Consider the following 17,939-nt stretch of genomic DNA (forward strand, 5'->3'; position numbering starts at 1 on the left):
ATTTATATTTCTATAGCTGCTAAATTAAGAGAAAATATTTACAAAAAAATTCAGCAAATGCCCATTGAATATTTTGAAACTAAAAAAACTGGTGATTTAATGTCGGCAATAACTAATGATACAAATAATTTAACTGAAGCAATAATTTCACTTCTAACCACAATTTTTACTTTTATTTTTGGTTTCTTTTTAGCTTTTATAATGATGTTTTTATACGCTCCAGTAATAGCAGCAATTATTTCAATAACATTGCCCCTTTCTACAATTGTTAGTTTATTGTTAATGAGAAAATCATCACATTTTTATCACCAACAACAAAAAAAATTAGGTGAATTTAATGGGTACTTAGAAGAAATAATTGAAGCATTACCTCTTGTTAATTTACATCAACAATCTAAACAAGTAAAAGAAAAATTTGATCAATATAATGCTTCATTAATTCCTAATGAATGAACTTCTGTTTCTTATTGAATGTCAGGTTGAGTTTTATTTAATGCCTTAAAGTATGTAAATACAGTCATAACCTTAGTTTTATGTTTAGTTTTTTATTTTAATAAAATTCCTTCTTATGGAATAAGTCCATTTACATTTGGAACAATTGCTTCTTTATCTCTATATGTACAAACAGCAAGTGAAAGATTTCAAGGTTTTATAGATATAACAAATAGTTTATTTAGAGGAATGGGTAGTTGAAAAAGAATTAAAGATATTACTGAAGAAAAAATAGAAAAAGAAGCTGATGATTTAAATGAATTAGACTATAAACAAGGAATAATAGAATTTAAAAACATAAGTTTTGCATATCCATCTAAACCAGAAATAAATGTTTTAGAAAATATAACTTTTAAAATAAATCCAGGTACAACAACAGCACTAGTAGGTGCTACTGGTTGTGGTAAAACAACTATTTCAAAAATTCTTTCTAAATTTTATATACCAAAACATGGAGACATTACAATCGATGAGCAATCAATTTTAAAAAGTTCACAACATTCGTGACGTAAACATATTGGAATAATTATGCAAGATACTTTTATTTTTGAAGATACAATCAAAAATAATCTTAAATGCGCTAACGAAAATGTTAGTGATGAAGAAATAATAAAAGCTACTAAAGCCTGCTCTTTGCATGATTTTATTATGTCTCTTGAAAAAGGATATGATACTATAATTAAACATAATGGTTCATCTTTATCTGAAGGACAAAGACAATTATTAGCTATAGCAAGAGCTTTTATAGCAAATAAACCGATTATTATTTTGGATGAGGCTACATCAAATATTGACACTATTACTGAGTTACAAATACAAAAAGCTCTTAAAGAAATGATGAAAGATAGAACTATGTTGGTTATTGCTCATAGATTAAGCACTATAAAAGAATCTGATAATATAATTGTTCTAGAAAAAGGTAAAATCTTAGAACAAGGCAATCATGAACAATTAATTCATAATGATAAGCACTATGCAAGTTTATATAAAACGGGATTTGAAAGTAAGTAAGAAATTACTTATTTTTATTTATGAAAATTTACTATTTACTTTTTTGTCTATAGCATAGGCTAATAAATGTTTTTATGTTAAATATTTATGTTTATTTTTTAATTACATATAATTAAAAGATATGGAAAAGAAAAAAGAAAAAATATTTGGTTCTACATTTTTAGATAGTAGTTCACATAGCGACTCAAATAGATATATTATGGAGTGAATTGAAGACAATCCACAACCTGTTTTAAATAACACAACTAAAGATTTAGCAGCTTTAATGTTTGTATCACAACCAACCTTAACTAGGTTTGCACAAAAAATTGGATTTTTATCATTTAGAGAATTACAGATTTATGTAGCAAAAAGAGTAACAGAAATAAATAATTTACCAACAAAAATTAAAGTAGGTCCAGAATTAACAGTTAGTGAAATAGTACAAAATGTTCATACTTATTATGAATATTCAATCAAAAAAACTGTCGAAGCTTATGGTCGTAATTGTAATTCAATAGCAGAATATGCAAAAGATTTATTATCTTGTGAAAAGCATATAGTTTTTGGTATTGGTAATTCTGGAATGGTCGGTGAATACTATGCACAAAATTTAAATAAAATAGGAATTTTTACTATGGCTATTAATTCTATTCACGATTTTTTAGGTTTTAATTACTTGCTTGATAAAAAGACACACGTTACATTAATTTCTAAATCTTTTGATACTTTAGAAATTTGTAAAGTTAGAGACATCTTAGAAAAAAATAATATTGATTATACTATTTGAACAAAAAGCGCTAAACTTGATCGTAAAAAAGCAAAATACATGATTCTTTATGATTCATTAAATCAAGAAAACAGAGTTAGTGCAATCGGTTCAAAAATTTCTTCTTTCTTTTTAGCTGATGTTGTCTTTTTCTACTTAATATTTAAAGTGGATCCTGATCTAGAAAACTTTTATCAAATTAACAACGAAATTAAAAAATGAAACTTAACAAAATAAAAATCGGATACCCGATTTTTTTTAATGTTGAAAGTCATTAATACCAACAAATGTTTGCTCTGATGGTTTTGCAACTTCTCAGTATCTATTTGCCAATCTTCTTTTAATACCTTTTTGTCTAAAGTTTTCAAGCGCTACTCAGACTCTTGTACAAATAAAGATTGATGAATAAACTCCTATTACCATTCCAAATAACATAACTATGTTAAATGAAAAATCTGTTGCATTTCCAAATGCTAATAAAATAATTAAAGCACTAATTGTTGTTAATGTTGTATAAAAACTTCTCTTAATTGTTTCACTAATTGCTTGATTAGCAATTTTTCTTATTTGATTTTTTTCAATAACTTGATCATGTTTCATTGTTGACATGATTTCTCTAATACGGTCAAATGTAACAATTGTGTCATTAATTGAAAACCCTATTATTGATAATAAAGCGGCGATCATGATTGAAGACATTTGTAATCTTGTTATTACAATAAAAGCAACAACAACCAACATATCATGTAATAAACCTATAATTGCAGCAATTGAATAGGTTCATTTCATTCTTACAAGTGTATATAAAACTATTCCAATAAAAGCAATTGAAATTGCAAATAAAGAATTTAACAATAATCTATTGGCTTCAGTAGTAGAAATATTGTAATTAGTTATTGTTAAATTATTGAAGTTATTAGAAATTCCTGAAGTTATTTGAGTAATATTTTCTGATAAATCTTGTGTTGATAGAAGAATCAAAGCTCAATTATCTGAGTTATTATCAACTCTTTGAATGTTGATAACCTCTTCAGGATTATGAATGTTTCAAATAGAAGCATTCTCTAAAATATAGTTTTTAATTTTTTCAGCTTCATCAAAACTTAAATTAACAAATTTTGACTTATCACCTGTTACAGTAATGTTAAGTCCACCTTTAAATTCGATATTTCTAACTATTCCATCTCATATGCTTGAGCTAGTTGTTCCTATTGAAATAAAGACTATTCCAGCTGCAATTAATAGCAATAAAGAAACAAGAGCAAATCATTTTGCTTGTTTAACGTAATCAAATTTTGCATAAAATTTATTACTATTATCTCTATTAATATATTTTTTATGAATACCTAAAAGTCATAATTTATTTTCCATTCAACCAGTATTTACAATCATTGATGAAGTAAATCTTGTAAAAATCAACATAACAATTAACGTAAATAAAATAGATAAAATAAGTGAAATACTAAATCCTCTAACATCTTTTGTGCCAAAATAAAATAAAGTAAAAGCAACAATTAAAGTAGTAACGTTAGCATCAATTATAGTTGAAAATGATAGTGAATTTGAGTTTTTATAGGACTTTTTAAGCGAAGAGCCATGATAAATATCCTTTTTTAAACGCTCAAAAGTAATAATGTTTGCATCGACTGATATTCCTATACCAATGATTAATGCGGCAATAGTAGCAGGTGAATATTCACCTCTTAAAACTGTAAACATTAGTAAAGTTAAGAATATATATAAAGCAATAGAAATTGTACTTAAAGCGCCTAATAATCCATAATTTATCATCATAAATATTGAAATTAATGAAAAGACTATTAAACCTGCTAACATTGCTGAATTAAACGCTGAAGAATTTAAATCTGAATCTACGTATACACTTGATAAAATAGATAAATCATATTTGCTTATTCCATAATTAATATCATTTGCTAATTCTTTTGCTTCAGTTTGAGTAAAGTTACCATTAATTAAAACTGATTTAGTATTAAGAGCTTGGAAAACTCCAGCTTCACTTATTAAATAATCTTTAGCATTAAATTCAGCTTGTTTTAAAACATTACGAATTTGTTTTTTATTATCAGGATTTTGAGGAGTAGGATCAGGGACTTCTTCAACTGCTTTGTTGTTAACATGCACAAAGTTGTATAAATTTCTTCCACTAGCTTCTCATTCTCTTGGGAATTTATTTTTTGCTAAATCTAATAATTCCTCAATGTTAATTCACATTAAAATTACATTTTTTCCTGGCTCTTGACGAGTTGAAATATATTCAGTTGCTTTAGTTCATTCAAGAATTGCATCATTATCTTTTAGGTCAATACTTACCGAATCTTTACCTGTATGGTCAACTAAATATTTCGCTCCATTATCCGCAAAAGGTGGAATTCAATTTTTAGATGAACCAATTTGTAATGATCCATTTCTATCAAATTCACCATTTTTAAATAACGGTTTAACATCAATATCAGTCATTGTTAAAATAGGTTTATCAGCTACTTTAGATTCAAATTCACTTCTTTGAGCATCGGTTAAATTACCGCTTTTTGAAATTCTAATTTTTCCATCGCCTTCACTAGATACACTAGTTCCAGTTAAACCTGTACCGCCTGTTAAACGTTCAAATAGTGATTCAGAAACTTTATTTGTTAATTCCTTATCAGCATTTTGGTTATCTTTTTTAACTTGTACAAGGACTTCTATTCCTCCGCCATATTCAATAGAACGGTTAGGATTTTTACCTACATAAAATACACTTCCAAATACAATTGCAAGTAATGTTGAGATTAAGGTTATTGATAAAATAACCATCCGTTTTCAATTTTTTCAAGTAAAAAAGTCCTTAATTCGTTTCATACTTTATATATTAACATATTTAAAATATTTAAAATTAAAGAACTTAGTAATTTATAGGTTTTTTAAGGCATAATTAATTCCTTCATTAGTTATTTGTCTTCCTCTTGAAGATTTCTTTATTAACCTATAGAAAAGCAAAATTGGTTCAATATCATTAAGTAAATTTTCCTTATTTGTATTCAATAAAGAACTAATAGTATCTAAACTAGCTCATTTTTCATCAAAAGAATCCTTTAGTAATTGAATATATTCAACATGATCTTTTCCAAGCCCAAATTCATATAATTCTAAATTATCAAAAGTTTTTTGAATAATTTTTAAGTCTATAATTTCTTTATTTTTTGCTATTTTAAAGTCATTTACTCTTTTAAGTAAATTATTTGCAATTCTAGGTGTTTGTCTTGAAAATGAAACTATGTATTCAGCTTCACTTTGTCCTAAATCTAACTTTAAAATTGAAGCTGAATTTTTTAAAATTTTTACCAATTCACTGTCTTCATAATTGTGCATTTTCCCTACCAGACCAAAACGATCTTTAAGTGGTTGAGAAATATTATTAATTTTAGTTGTAGCAGCAATTAAAGTAAAGGGTTTAATTTTCATACGCATTGTTTTTGCGTTATCTTCAGTTCCTATTATTACATCAAAAACAAAGTCTTCCATTGCATTATATAAAAGCTCTTCAATCATTTTATTTAAACTGTGTACCTCATCAATAAATAAAATATCACCTTGATTTAATGTTGAAAAAATACTAATTAAGTCTGATTTTTTCTCTATATTTGAAGCTTGTACATAGTGAATAAAAGATTTTTGAGCACTTGCTATTATCCCGGCTAATGATGTTTTACCAGTTCCTGGTGGCCCATATAATAAAATGTGATCTAGACTTTTATTTTGTACACGCGCTGAAACAATCATAGCTTTTATTGTTTCTTTTAATTTTGCTTGACCTATAAATTCATTAAATGTACTAGGTCGTAGGTCTATTTTCATGATATTTAGTTGCAATTATTTTTATACTTTGTTCAACCATGTCTTCAAGGTGGTCTGTAACTTTAATTTTTGAAAGAGCATATGAAATTTGTTTTTCTTTAAAACCTAAGACTTTTAAAGAATTTCCTAATTCATTTAAATTGATTGTATTTTTTGAAGTTTCTTTTGAATTTGCAGCACCTCTAATTTTTAATCACTTATCTTGATAAGTTAAAATTAAATTTTTAGCAATTTTTTCATTAACTGCATTTAATTTGGTTAGTGTTTCAACGCTTCCTTCTACAATTAAATCTGCAACAGTTTGTCAACCGTTTTCTAAAATATTCATTGCTATTTTTGCGCCTATTCCATTTACGTTTATAAGATCAAAAAATAAAACTCTTTCCATGTAATCCTTAAATCCATACGTACTAAAAGATTTTGTAAAGTCGCTAAAAATATCAGCTAAATATAATTTAACTTTACTATTAACCTCAAATCTTTCTTGATTAGCTACTTGAATTCAGAAACCTGAACCATAGCTTTCTAAAATAATGTTTTTGTTTTTTTTGTAAACAATTTCTCCGATTTTGTATATTGTCATTTTTCCTCCATGCTTTAATATTGATAGAAAAGTTAAAGGTGAACAAAAAAAGGAAAAAATAAAAATGCCATTAGGCATTAATTATTAATTTGCTTTGTCGTTAATTGATTTGTAACCTTCAACTTTTTTACCTTTATAAAAACCACAGAATCTACATGTAACATGTTGCTCAATGTATTGTGAACAGTTTGCACAAGCTACTAAGTTAGGTGTTGCTAATGCATGGTGACTTCTTCTGTTGTGTTTACGTTGTTTTGAAGTTTTACGCTTTGGTACTATTGCCATATTTCCTCCTAAGTGTGGTATTTTGTAAAAATAGCATTATTATTATAATATGAAAAAATTATTTCCAAACAATTTAAGTCAACTTTTTTGCAAGAAAAAAAGTATTAATATCTAAAGATATTCTTTTTTAATTTTTGGAAAATAATGACTTAGATAAAAAAATCGGAAAATAATAAAGCTTTTTATAAACAATTTTTTGACTAGGAAACAATTTTAAGATTTCAGGATAAATTTGGTTGTGAATAAATTCTTTAAAAACTTTTTTTTGTTTTTTAGTTTTAATTCTTAAATATCATAAACTTATCACCAAAACGCATTCCATAAACACATTTTGAATAACTTTTTTTTGAAGTTTTTCGTCTATATCATAGGCTAAAAAGTCATTTTTTAATTTTTTAATATTTTTACTATAAGCATCAATTAATAAATGCAATTTATCTTTATATTTTTTGTCAAAAGCAGATAATGAGTTAGGGCGACGGTTATATAAAATGGTTGAAATTTTATAACTTTTAAATTTTTTACATGAAGCAAAAATATGCCCATTTTCTAAAACATCTTCATAAAGAATTCTCTCTGATGTCAAATGGAATTGCTTAATAAAATTTAAATTAAAAAAATGACCTCATGTATAAATAGAATTTTCTGAGTAATATTTAAGCGCATTATCAATTTTTTTGAAATTTCTTACCATATTTTTTACTCAAAATTTTACAAATGAAAGTTTAATGTTGTAGTTAAACTGTGTCGATAGAATTTCTAAATCTGGGTTTAGCTTTTTTACACATTTAGCAATAACTTTTTTTGATGTTAGAAAATCATCGTCATCTAAAAAAAACACAAAATCACCTTTTGCAGCGTTTAACAAATTTTTTCTAGCATTTGGCAATCCTGAATTTGAGTTAGATTTAATTATTTTTACTCTGCTATCAATATTTTTTGCTTGTTCTAGAAGTTCAAAAGTTTTATCAGTAGAACAATCATCATGAAAAATATATTCAATATTTTTATATGATTGATTTAAATTTTTTTGAAAAGTTTTTTCTATAAATTTTTCAGCATTATATGTTGGAATAAGTATAGAAATAAGTGGATTGTAAGGTGTTTTTTTCATACTTTTATATTGTATAATAAATTAAAAATAATTAAAAAGGAGATAAAAATGAAAGTTTTAGTATGTGGAGGTGCAGGCTATATTGGAGGACACACTGTATGAAGCTTATACGATAAAGGCTATGACATAGTGGTTTTTGATAATTTATCAACTGGAAATTTAGAATATTTACCTAAGAATATTACCTTTATTAAAGGTGATATAACAAACAAAAAAGACTTAGATGAATTATTTAAAAAACATGATTTTGATTGCATTATGGATTTTGCTGCAAAAATTGTAGTTCCAGAAAGTGTAATTAAACCTTTAGAATACTTTTTTAACAACACAGAAGGTGTGAGGCTTTTGATAGAAAAAGTTGTTGAAAAAAATATTAAAAATTTCATATTCTCCTCTACTGCAGCTGTTTATGGTCAAATACAATCAGGAATTTGCGACGAAAATAGTTTTTTAAATCCGATTAATCCATATGGAGATTCAAAATTAGCTGCGGAAAAAATTATTCAATCATCAGCTTATGCTTATAAATTTAATTATGCAATCTTAAGATATTTTAATGTAGCTGGAGCTGATTCAAAATTAAGATGTGGTTTGAAAAGCAATAATTTAAGCCATATTGTTCCTATTATGACTAATTCAATGTTAAATAAGTCTATTTTTAAGATATTTGGTGATGATTATAATACCAAAGATAAAACATGTATTCGAGATTATGTACATGTTTCTGATGTTGCTTTAGCACATGTTAAAGCACTAGAATATTTAGTTAATAGCAATAAATCAATTATTGCTAATTTAGGTTCTAATGATGGATTTAGCGTAAAACAAGTTGTTGATGAAGGTTTAAAGTATCACAATTTTAAATATGAATATGCTTCTAGAAGAGCAGGAGATCCTGATAAATTAATAGCTTCTAATAAAATAGCAAAAGAATTTTTAAAATGAGAACCAAAAATTTCCTTAAAAGAAATGATAAAATCAGACTTTTCATTTAGAAAAAAATTGAAAAATACAGAAAGTAAATAATGACAAAAAAAGATAAAACACAAGAAGTTGAAGTTGCACAAGAAACAAAAAAATCTAAAAAATCTAATCCTGTAAAAGTAGGAATAGTAGTTGAATATAACCCTTTTCATAACGGTCATTTATATCAGTTAAATTGAATAAAAGAACATTTTGAAAACCCAGAAATAATTATTGCAATGAGTCACAAATATAGTCAAAGAGGTGAAAAATTAATATTATACTGAAAAGATAGAGTGAAAATTGCAAAAAAATTTGGAGTTGAAAAAGCTATTAAATTAGATGTTAACATTTCTGCACAGGCAGCGCATATTTTTGCACATGAAGCAGTTTTAAGACTTAATAAAGAAAAATTTATTATTTAGTTTTTGGAAGTGAAACTGAGGATATAAATACATTTATAGAAATAGCAACAATTTTAAAAGAGAAAAAACATGAATACGATTTACTTGTTAAAAAATATTTAAAAGATGGTGGTAATAGTTTTCCTAGAGCTACAAATTTAGCCTTAAAAGCATTAACAGGCAATGATATTTCAATGCCAAATGACATTTTGGGTATGGAATATGTTAAAACGATAGTTAATAAAAAGCTAAAAATTACACCAATTTGCATGCAAAGAACAATCGGTTTTCATAGTCAAGAAATAAATCAAAATTTTGCTAGCGCATCAAAATTAAGACAAATGTTAAATGATAAAATTGATATAAAAGACTATACACCAGTTGATTATGGAAAATATAATTTTGAAAAACCTATTGAATTAGAATATGAAAAATTCAGACAAATAGTCAAAACAAAAAGTGCTCAAGAACTTCAAAAATACAAAATGATTTCAGAAGGAATTGAAAACCTTTTCAAAAAAAATGTTGAATCAAAAACATATCAAGAATTTGTTGAAAGATGCACTTCAAAACGTTACACATCTAGCAGAATTAAAAGAACAATGCTTTTTATTTTATTAAAGATTAAGAAATAATTTTCACTATATAATAGTTATATGTCTAAGCAAAAAGATGATAAAAAAATTGATAAAAAAATTAAAAAAGCTCAAACCCATGAGCTCAAAATTGCCTCAAGAAATAAGTATATTAGAACAAAAATAAATGCTAATATGCTTTATTTGTCACATCTTTATGGCAATAAAAACAATTTTGTTAAGCAATTAATTATTGTTTCTATTTTATCTGTTTTATATACAATTCCTGCAGTGGTTTTTGTTCAAAATAGTGGATTGTATGATATAGGATTAGCAGCTTTTGGGCAATCCTTATGGCGGATAAGTAGATACTTATTATTAGCTAGTAATCATGATCCAAAATTTGCTTACTTGCTTTATAACTCAATATTTTGAGTTTCATATTTTATTTTAAATATTCCGCTAATGTGATTAGCTTATAAACATTTGTCCAAAAAATTTGCCATTTTAACTGCTATTTTTATAATTGAGCATTCGCTCTTAGGTTTAATTATTGGATTTATACCAGGTATTGATCATGTATCATTTTTTACAGATCTTAACAAAGACACCCCACAAGTTTTTCAAGAAAATGGAATAATAATGATTCTGTGAAACTCAACACATGATGCTCCTAAACACTTATCAGTATTTCTTTATGGAATAGCATGAGGTTTAATCAATGCTTTAGTTACTTCCTCATTACTTATTTTAGAAGCTAGTTCAGGAGGTTGAGATATTCTAGGTTCATATGAAGCAAAACGGACCAGAAAAGATTTAGGTAAAATATTTTTCTTTTTAAATTTACTTAGTTTAATAATTGCTAATGTTATTGGTACGTATATACCAGCTTCATTAGCATTACTAAAAAGTAGTAATCCAGAACTTTCAGCAAAAGCTTTTGATTTAAATATTCTGTTTAATCCTAACTTTATTTCAGGTTTAGTAATGATTTTTATTTTCACAATTTTATTGAATCATATTTTTCCTAAATATACTATGGTACAGGTACAAATATTCACTCCTGATGCACAAAAGTTGCTAGATAACATTAACGAAAAAACTTTTGGTAAATATCAATTTAGTATTATTAATGTTATTGGTAGTTACTCTCAAAAAGAACAAAAAATGTTAATAACAAATTGTATGTATCTAGATGCAGCAGATTTACATGGAGTTATTAGAAGTTTTGATAAACAAGCATTTATAACTGTTGTTGATGTAAAGAAAGCAGATGGATTTTTATACATTAAAGACGAAATATAGTCATAAAGAAAATTTTGTAAATTGCTATTTTGTAGGCTTAAATAAAAATATAAATTTTTCTTCTTATAAAAATAATGAAAATAATGAAAATTACATTATCGATATAATATAATTAAATTAACAAATTAATAAGGAGAAAATATGGCTGACGTAAAAACAGTTTGACACATTACAAATGTTGATGGTGAATGAAGAGTTTTAAGAAGTGGAAACGTTAAAGCTACTAAAACTTTTAAAACCAAAGTTGAAGCAGTTGAATATGCAAAAAGCATAGCTAAAAATAATAACGGAAGTATTATGATTCATAATATGGACGGAAAAATTAGCAAAGGTCACAACTACAAAAAATAGTCTAATAATAAAATACAGTTCAAGCAAGAACTGTATTTTTTTATCTAAATTGTGAATTATAAAGATTTGCATAAAATCCGTTTATGTCTAAAAGGTTTCTATGGTTACCCATTTCAATAATTTCTCCATTATTTATTACAAGAATTAAGTCTGCGCTTTTTATTGTGCTTAATCTATGCGCAATAACAAACGAAGTCTTATTTTTCATTAATTTAAGCATACTTTCTTGTATGATCTCTTCTGTTGTTGAATCAATATTAGATGTTGCCTCATCCAAAATTAAAATACTTTTATTTGTTAAAATTGCTCTTGTAATAGCAATAAGTTGTCGTTGTCCTTGTGAGAGATTTTGTCCATTGTTTTCAACCATTGTTTTAAATCCATCAGGCAATGTTTCAATAAAGTGAATAGCATTAGATAAAGTAGCAGCAATTTTTATTTGTTCTAATGTTACATTTTTATCAGCTAAACGAATGTTGTTTTCAATTGTGTCGTTAAACATAAAAGTATCTTGCAATACTACTGACATATGTTTTCTTAAGTTTTCAGTATTAATATTTTTTAGTTCATTTCCATCAATTTTTATACTTCCAGAATTGTAATCATAAAATTTAGTTAATAAATTAATTATTGTTGTTTTACCAGCGCCTGTGGGTCCAACTATGGCGATTTTTTGTCCAGGTTTTGCATTAAAAGTCGCGTTAAATAGTTGAAATTTTGGACTTTTTGTGTTGTATTTAAAACATACATCTTTAAACTCAATAAGACCTTTTATTTCATCAATAAATATATCTTCTTTGTGAGGTTTTTTAGTGTCTAATTTCAATAATTTTAAAACACGATTTGATGATGCAATACCAACTTGAAAAGTAAAATTAATATTTAAAATATTTTGAAAAGGTCCCATAAAGTTTCAATTAAGAGAAATAAAAGTAACAATTAATCCTGAAGTTGCATGACCGTTTTGATCTACACCAAAGCCATATACACCTCAAACAGGAACCTTTCAAATAAATAAAAGAGTTGCTAATATTGAAACAGTAAGATTAACTAAACCAGACGTTATTCCAAATCATGGTTCAGAACTACGGGCAATAACATCAGCTTTATATGAAGTGTTTCTAATGCTTTTAGTTATTTCTTTAAATTTTTCAAAAACCGTTTCATGACGATCATAAATATTCATTATTTTTTGATTTGCTAAATTTTCTTCTACAAATCCATTTAATTCTCCAAATAGATTTTGTAACTTAATAAAATAAGGTTGAGATTTTTTTATTACCAATAGTGAAATTAAAAATAAAAACATGGCTAAAGGTACAGTTATTAAAGTAATAAATGAAGCTACTAGCATCATTGCTATAATTGATAAAACTATATTAAAAACACTCGAGAAAAATTGATTTAAAGTATTAAATAAAGTATTTGAAACGTTATTAACGTCATTTATTAATGTAGAAATTAAATCACCTGCTTTTTGCTTATCATAGTATGAAATAGGCATTTTAATTAATTTTTTTGTTGCTTGTTGTCGCATTTTGGTTGCTGCACCAAAAGAAACTTTAATAAAAATATAACTTTCAAAATATTTAAAAAATCCATAAGCTATAAAAGTAAGACCCATGATAATTAGTCACATAAAAAATCCATTATAATCAAAATCATTTAAGTTTTGACTAGTAATTATTGTGGCAAAATAAACTTGAAAAATATAACCTATTAAAAAACTTCCAACTACATAACATAATGCATTAAAAAAGGCTAAGACTATTCCTAAAAATAATCTTTTATTATCATATTTTAAAAACTTAACAATTTCTTTAAGAGTAGCTCATGAAGAAAATTTAGTTTGTTTTGATTTTTTCATAATACTCCTATTCTTCTAGTTTTTGTAACTGACTTTCATAAACGTTTTTGTATCAATCGTTTTCTTTTATTAAATCTTCATGTTTTCCTTGACTAATAATTTTTGATTTATCTAATACAAGTATTTTATCAGCATGTTTAATAGAATTAATTTTTTGACTTATTATGATTGTGGTACAGTTATATTCGTTTTTTATACTATTGAAAAGTTTATTAGTAGTTATATTATCTAAAGCACTTGTTGAATCATCAAGTATTAATAATTTTGGTGCTCTTATTAATGTTCTAGCTATTGATAATCTTTGTTTTTGTCCACCACTTAAGTTTTTTGCTCTTTGTTCAACAACATGATCCAATTTGTTATCAAAAGTTTGAATAAATTCATTTGAGCAAGAAGCATTAAGTGCTTTATTTAAGTCATTTTCATTTGCATCTTGTTTAGCAAAAAGTAAATTAGATTTTATAGTACCTGAATATAAAAGTGCTTCTTGAAAAACAATTCCAACATTATCATGTAGTGAAGTGGAATTAATTTGGTTAACTTCTAAATTGTCAATTTTTATAGACCCTTCATGATATTTATAATTATTTATTAATAAATTAGCTATAGTACTCTTTCCAGAACCTGTAGGTCCTATTATTCCTAAAGTTTGTCCTGGTAAAACATTGAAATTTAAATCTTCTAAAACATATTCATTTGATGAATCAAAATATTTGAAATTCAAGTTTTTAAATTCAACTGAGCAACCTTTTGTATTTACATTTTGAATTTTTAATCCTTGTTCAACTTTTAAATTGGTAAATTTATAATCTAAAACTTCATTAATTCTCATACAACTTATTTTTGCGCGGTAAAATGAAATTAAATATTGCGATAAAATAACAATTCCAAATGCAATAGAAAACATATATTCTATAAAAACATTTATTGTTGCTAAATAATTAAAATCAGCATTTCCGCTTCAAATTTTATAACCAGCTAAAGCATAAATTAAGACTAAAACCACATTGATTAAGGCAAAAAAGAATGGATGCCCAATTGCAAATAAATTATTTGACTTTACTTGTAATCTTAATCATTTTCTGCTAGTTGCATCAAATTTATGATTTTGCATTTCTTTTAAGTTGTAAATTTTTATTAATCTTGCAGCTAAAATATTTTCATCAACTTCCTTTGTTATTTCGTCTAAAACTACTTGGTTTTTTTTCATTAGTGGACTTGCTTTATATAAAATAAAAGCTATTAAAGCAATCAATAATGGAACTATAACTAAAATTGAAATAGATAATTGCAAATCTGTTAATAAAGCAAAAACTGTTCCACCTATTATTAATAAAGGTGCTCTAACTAAAATACTTGTTGTACTTATTAAAAAATCTCAATATTGCGCTATGTCATTTGACACTCTAGTTATTAAACTTTCTTGTGTGATTGCAGCAATATCTTTAAGACTAAAATTTTGAATTCTAGAAAATATTTTATCTCTTAAAAAATTACTTGTTAAATCACCAGATCAAGTAGTAATAACTATTGCAGAAATAGAGGTTACAAACGAGATCAAAATAAATCCTACTGTAATACTAATTAAGTAGTTAACTGCGCTAGAATAATTACCACTAAAAAGCACTAGTGATTTAAAGACAATTATTTGAGCATCTTGTCCATTGTTTCCTTGTGCAATAAGTTTAATAAATTGAGACATAAACATTGGTACCATTAAGCTAGTTAAGACGTTAACTAAAATGAACAAAACTCCTATGTAGAAGTAGAATTTGTTCTTGCTAGGTAGCAATTTAAAAATTTTAAGCATGGTTAATTGGACCTTTCCATCTAGTAAAAAAATAATTTATTTTACCACAAAATAAGATATTAATATTATATAAAAAAAATGAAAAAAATTTATGTAAAAAAAATCTTTTTGTATAATAGATTCTATGAAAAAACAAATAAAGAATAAGCATCAAATAAATACAAAATTTACATTGATAAAATTCTGTGATTTAGAATACCCTTCATTAGATTTTTTAGTAGAAGAATTCTCTAAAGAAATTTACGATACTGCCTCCCTGTAGTTTCATTTTTTACAATAATAAACAACACAATGAAAGGATTAATAAATGGCTATCAAACCAAAAAAAACAAATGACATTATTGAACTGCAAAACGTAGTTAAAGAATTTGCTGAAAAAAGAGTTCTAGATGATGTTGATTTAAAAATTAAAAAAGGTGAATTTGTTACCTTGCTTGGACCAAGTGGATCAGGTAAAACAACAATTCTAAGGCTTATTGGAGGTTTTGAATGAGCTACACGTGGTGAAATAAAATTTAATGGAATCGACATTAAAGATTTACCTGCTCACAAAAGAAATCTATCAACAATTTTCCAAGATTATGCTTTATTTCCACACTTAAATGTTGAAGGAAACATAAGATTTGGTCTTAAGTTAAAAAGAGTTCCAAAAGAAAACATTAATGAAAAACACATTAAACAACTTGAAACTAAAAAAGAAATTTGAGAACAAAAAGCTAAAAACAATATGGCTAATTTAGACAAAATTCAAAAACAATATGAACTTGAATTACAAAGTCTTAAACCAAGAACATACCAGTACAAAAAACGTCAAAATTGATTAGATGATTCTGACTTTAAATATTCATACTGAGAAAGTTATACTGCACAAAAAGTTTTAGCTTTTGAAAATAAATTCTTCAAAAGAAAAATGACTAAAACAGAAATGCAAGATAAAATTAATGAAATTATTGAACTTGTTGGACTAAAAGGAAATGAAACAAGAAATATTTTACAATTAAGTGGTGGAATGAAGCAACGTGTTGCTCTAGCTAGAAGTTTAGTTATTCAACCTGAAATTTTACTTTTAGATGAACCATTAAGTGCACTAGATGCCAAAATTAGACAAAAGATGCAAGTTTTACTTAGAAGTGTTCAACAACAATTAGGTTTAACATTTGTTTTTGTTACTCATGACCAAGATGAAGCTTTAGAATTATCAGACCGTATTGCAGTAATGAGAGATGGTAAAATTGAACAATATGACACTCCAAAACATATTTATGATTATCCAGTTAATATTTGAGTAGCATCATTTATTGGTGATTCAAATATTTTTAAAGCAAAATACATGGGTGATAGTATGGTTAAATTGATGAACCAAAAATTTAAAACAGTACACACAGATGAAGAATTTAAAGCAGGAACTGAAGTTGATGCTTTAATTAGACCTGAAGATATTGATATTTCAACACAAACATCAAAAACTAAAGGTGTAATAGAAGGAATTATTAAAGATATTTCATACAAAGGAAGTTACTACTATTTAAAAGTAAATATTAATGAAGATGTAGATATTTACGTTGAAACAGCTAAAAAATTCGAATTAAATGAAAAAGTTTATTTGAGTTGAACAATTGATTCAATTCATTTAATGAACAAAGACTTAAAGTGAGATTATTCATCAAATGTTTTCAAAAATTAAAGAACGTTTAGCTAATAACAAAAGATTAACGCTTTTAAGCCCTTATTTAGCTGTGGCTTTATTGTTAATTATTTTGCCTATTCTATTAATTATTTTTAATGCTTTTGCTCCTTTAAAAAGTGAAAATGGTTATTCAGATAACTGAGAACTATTAAAGGCAATAAGTACTTGAAACATAATTTCTAGATCACTTAGAGTAGGGGTTATTTCTGCAATATTATGCTTGTTCATAGGCTTTCCCTACGCTTACTTTGTATCTTCATCCAAGTCAAAAATATTTCAAATTTATGCAATGTCTTTAATGCTAAGTCCAATGGCTATTTTTACAATTGCTAGAGTTTATTCATTAAGAACATTATTTGTTAATATATTTGATGATAGTACTTTAAACCAAGAATGATTCTTAGTTTTAGGTTTAACTTATTTAAATTTACCTTTAATGATAATGCCAATATATACAGTGCTTAAAGATATGCCTAAAAATATTATAGAAGCTAGTCATGATTTAGGATACGGAAGTTCAAAAACTATGATTAAAGTTATTGTCCCATATGCACTTAAGGCTATTTTAAGTGGATTTGGAATGATCTTTTTAAGTAGTGCAACAACTTTCATAATTAGTGCTAAATTACTTCCTGATGGAAGTCAAAATCAAATGATAGGAGATATCATTACTAAAACAATAAACCCTGGAAATAAATTCGATTTAAGCAAGGGAAGCTCGTTAGTAATTGTTGTATCTACCATATTCATAGGTATTTATAGCTTAATTTTACTTTTACCAAAATTATTCTTCAAATTTAAAAAAGGAGCTTCTTATGAATAAAATTAAACTTATTTTCAAAAGAAGTTATGTATATTTAATTCTTGCATTATTTTACATTCCTTTAGT

General features: G+C 25.7%; 15 protein-coding genes and 1 pseudogene. 9 read left to right on the plus strand and 7 right to left on the minus strand.

Annotation, left to right across the window (positions count from 1 at the left end; genetic code table 4):
* The coding region (locus MALL_RS02195; protein ID WP_005683603.1) for an ABC transporter ATP-binding protein at positions 1 to 1,503 on the plus strand (1,503 nt) is incomplete at its 5' end.
* A 121-nt stretch (positions 1,504 to 1,624) separates the two neighbouring features.
* Positions 1,625 to 2,488, plus strand: a complete 864-nt coding sequence (locus MALL_RS02200; protein ID WP_005683598.1) for a MurR/RpiR family transcriptional regulator — start codon at positions 1,625 to 1,627, stop codon at positions 2,486 to 2,488.
* 21 nt (positions 2,489 to 2,509) lie between these two features.
* Here MALL_RS02200 and secDF read toward each other — a convergent pair whose 3' ends face one another.
* The 5 genes from secDF to MALL_RS02225 all read right to left on the minus strand — a co-directional run bounded on the left by secDF (position 2,510) and on the right by MALL_RS02225 (position 8,088).
* A complete protein-coding gene (gene secDF / locus MALL_RS02205; RefSeq protein WP_040545552.1) occupies positions 2,510 to 5,110 on the minus strand; it encodes a protein translocase subunit SecDF in 2,601 nt (866 codons plus the stop codon).
* Between the two features lie 51 nt (positions 5,111 to 5,161).
* Positions 5,162 to 6,106, minus strand: coding sequence for a Holliday junction branch migration DNA helicase RuvB (gene ruvB / locus MALL_RS02210; protein ID WP_005683593.1), 945 nt, complete (start codon positions 6,104 to 6,106; stop codon positions 5,162 to 5,164).
* Positions 6,084 to 6,689 (minus strand): Holliday junction branch migration protein RuvA, encoded by a 606-nt coding sequence (gene ruvA, locus MALL_RS02215; RefSeq protein WP_005683591.1) that lies wholly within the window; start codon positions 6,687 to 6,689, stop codon positions 6,084 to 6,086. Before ruvA ends, ruvB begins: the two co-directional genes overlap by 23 nt.
* A gap of 84 nt (positions 6,690 to 6,773) precedes the next feature.
* A complete protein-coding gene (gene rpmF / locus MALL_RS02220) occupies positions 6,774 to 6,974 on the minus strand; it encodes a 50S ribosomal protein L32 (protein WP_005683592.1) in 201 nt (66 codons plus the stop codon).
* 127 nt (positions 6,975 to 7,101) lie between these two features.
* Positions 7,102 to 8,088, minus strand: a complete 987-nt coding sequence (locus MALL_RS02225) for a glycosyltransferase family 2 protein (RefSeq protein WP_005683599.1) — start codon at positions 8,086 to 8,088, stop codon at positions 7,102 to 7,104.
* 48 nt (positions 8,089 to 8,136) lie between these two features.
* Here MALL_RS02225 and galE point away from each other — a divergent pair, with 48 nt between their 5' ends.
* The 4 genes and pseudogenes from galE (at position 8,137) to MALL_RS02245 (ending at position 11,686) form a co-directional block, all read left to right on the plus strand.
* Complete coding sequence (galE, locus tag MALL_RS02230; protein ID WP_005683604.1) at positions 8,137 to 9,114, plus strand: UDP-glucose 4-epimerase GalE; 978 nt, start codon at positions 8,137 to 8,139, stop codon at positions 9,112 to 9,114.
* Positions 9,114 to 10,090: pseudogene (locus tag MALL_RS04680) on the plus strand (nucleotidyltransferase). The gene galE and the pseudogene MALL_RS04680 overlap by 1 nt, the downstream one beginning before the upstream one ends.
* A gap of 21 nt (positions 10,091 to 10,111) precedes the next feature.
* On the plus strand, positions 10,112 to 11,335 hold the full coding sequence (locus tag MALL_RS02240) for a DUF2179 domain-containing protein (protein WP_005683607.1): 1,224 nt from the start codon (positions 10,112 to 10,114) through the stop codon (positions 11,333 to 11,335).
* Between the two features lie 141 nt (positions 11,336 to 11,476).
* The gene (locus MALL_RS02245; protein ID WP_005683594.1) at positions 11,477 to 11,686 is read left to right on the plus strand and encodes a DUF2188 domain-containing protein; all 210 of its coding nucleotides are present in this window, start codon (positions 11,477 to 11,479) and stop codon (positions 11,684 to 11,686) included.
* Positions 11,687 to 11,726: 40 nt separating this feature from the next.
* Here MALL_RS02245 and MALL_RS02250 read toward each other — a convergent pair whose 3' ends face one another.
* Complete coding sequence (locus tag MALL_RS02250) at positions 11,727 to 13,553, minus strand: ABC transporter ATP-binding protein (RefSeq protein ID WP_005683602.1); 1,827 nt, start codon at positions 13,551 to 13,553, stop codon at positions 11,727 to 11,729.
* Positions 13,554 to 13,560: 7 nt separating this feature from the next.
* Positions 13,561 to 15,345 carry an ABC transporter ATP-binding protein gene (locus MALL_RS02255; protein WP_235746468.1) on the minus strand — a complete coding sequence of 595 codons (1,785 nt, stop codon included), beginning with the start codon at positions 15,343 to 15,345 and terminating at the stop codon, positions 13,561 to 13,563.
* 142 nt (positions 15,346 to 15,487) lie between these two features.
* On the opposite strand from MALL_RS02255, the gene MALL_RS04425 reads away from it, so the two are divergent.
* From MALL_RS04425 to MALL_RS02265, 3 genes are read left to right on the plus strand one after another with little or no spacing between them, the layout of a single operon-like run.
* The gene (locus tag MALL_RS04425) at positions 15,488 to 15,625 is read left to right on the plus strand and encodes a hypothetical protein (protein WP_156785623.1); all 138 of its coding nucleotides are present in this window, start codon (positions 15,488 to 15,490) and stop codon (positions 15,623 to 15,625) included.
* A 45-nt stretch (positions 15,626 to 15,670) separates the two neighbouring features.
* Positions 15,671 to 17,047: an ABC transporter ATP-binding protein gene (locus tag MALL_RS02260; protein ID WP_005683596.1), complete on the plus strand. Its 1,377-nt coding sequence runs from the start codon at positions 15,671 to 15,673 to the stop codon at positions 17,045 to 17,047.
* Entirely contained in the window at positions 17,031 to 17,873 is an 843-nt protein-coding gene (locus tag MALL_RS02265) for an ABC transporter permease (RefSeq protein WP_005683609.1), read from the plus strand. Before MALL_RS02260 ends, MALL_RS02265 begins: the two co-directional genes overlap by 17 nt.
* Positions 17,874 to 17,939: the final 66 nt, after the last annotated feature.

The organism is Mycoplasmopsis alligatoris A21JP2 (genome assembly GCF_000178375.1).
In the GTDB taxonomy this organism is placed as follows: Bacteria; Bacillota_I; Bacilli_A; order Mycoplasmatales; family Metamycoplasmataceae; genus Mycoplasmopsis; species Mycoplasmopsis alligatoris.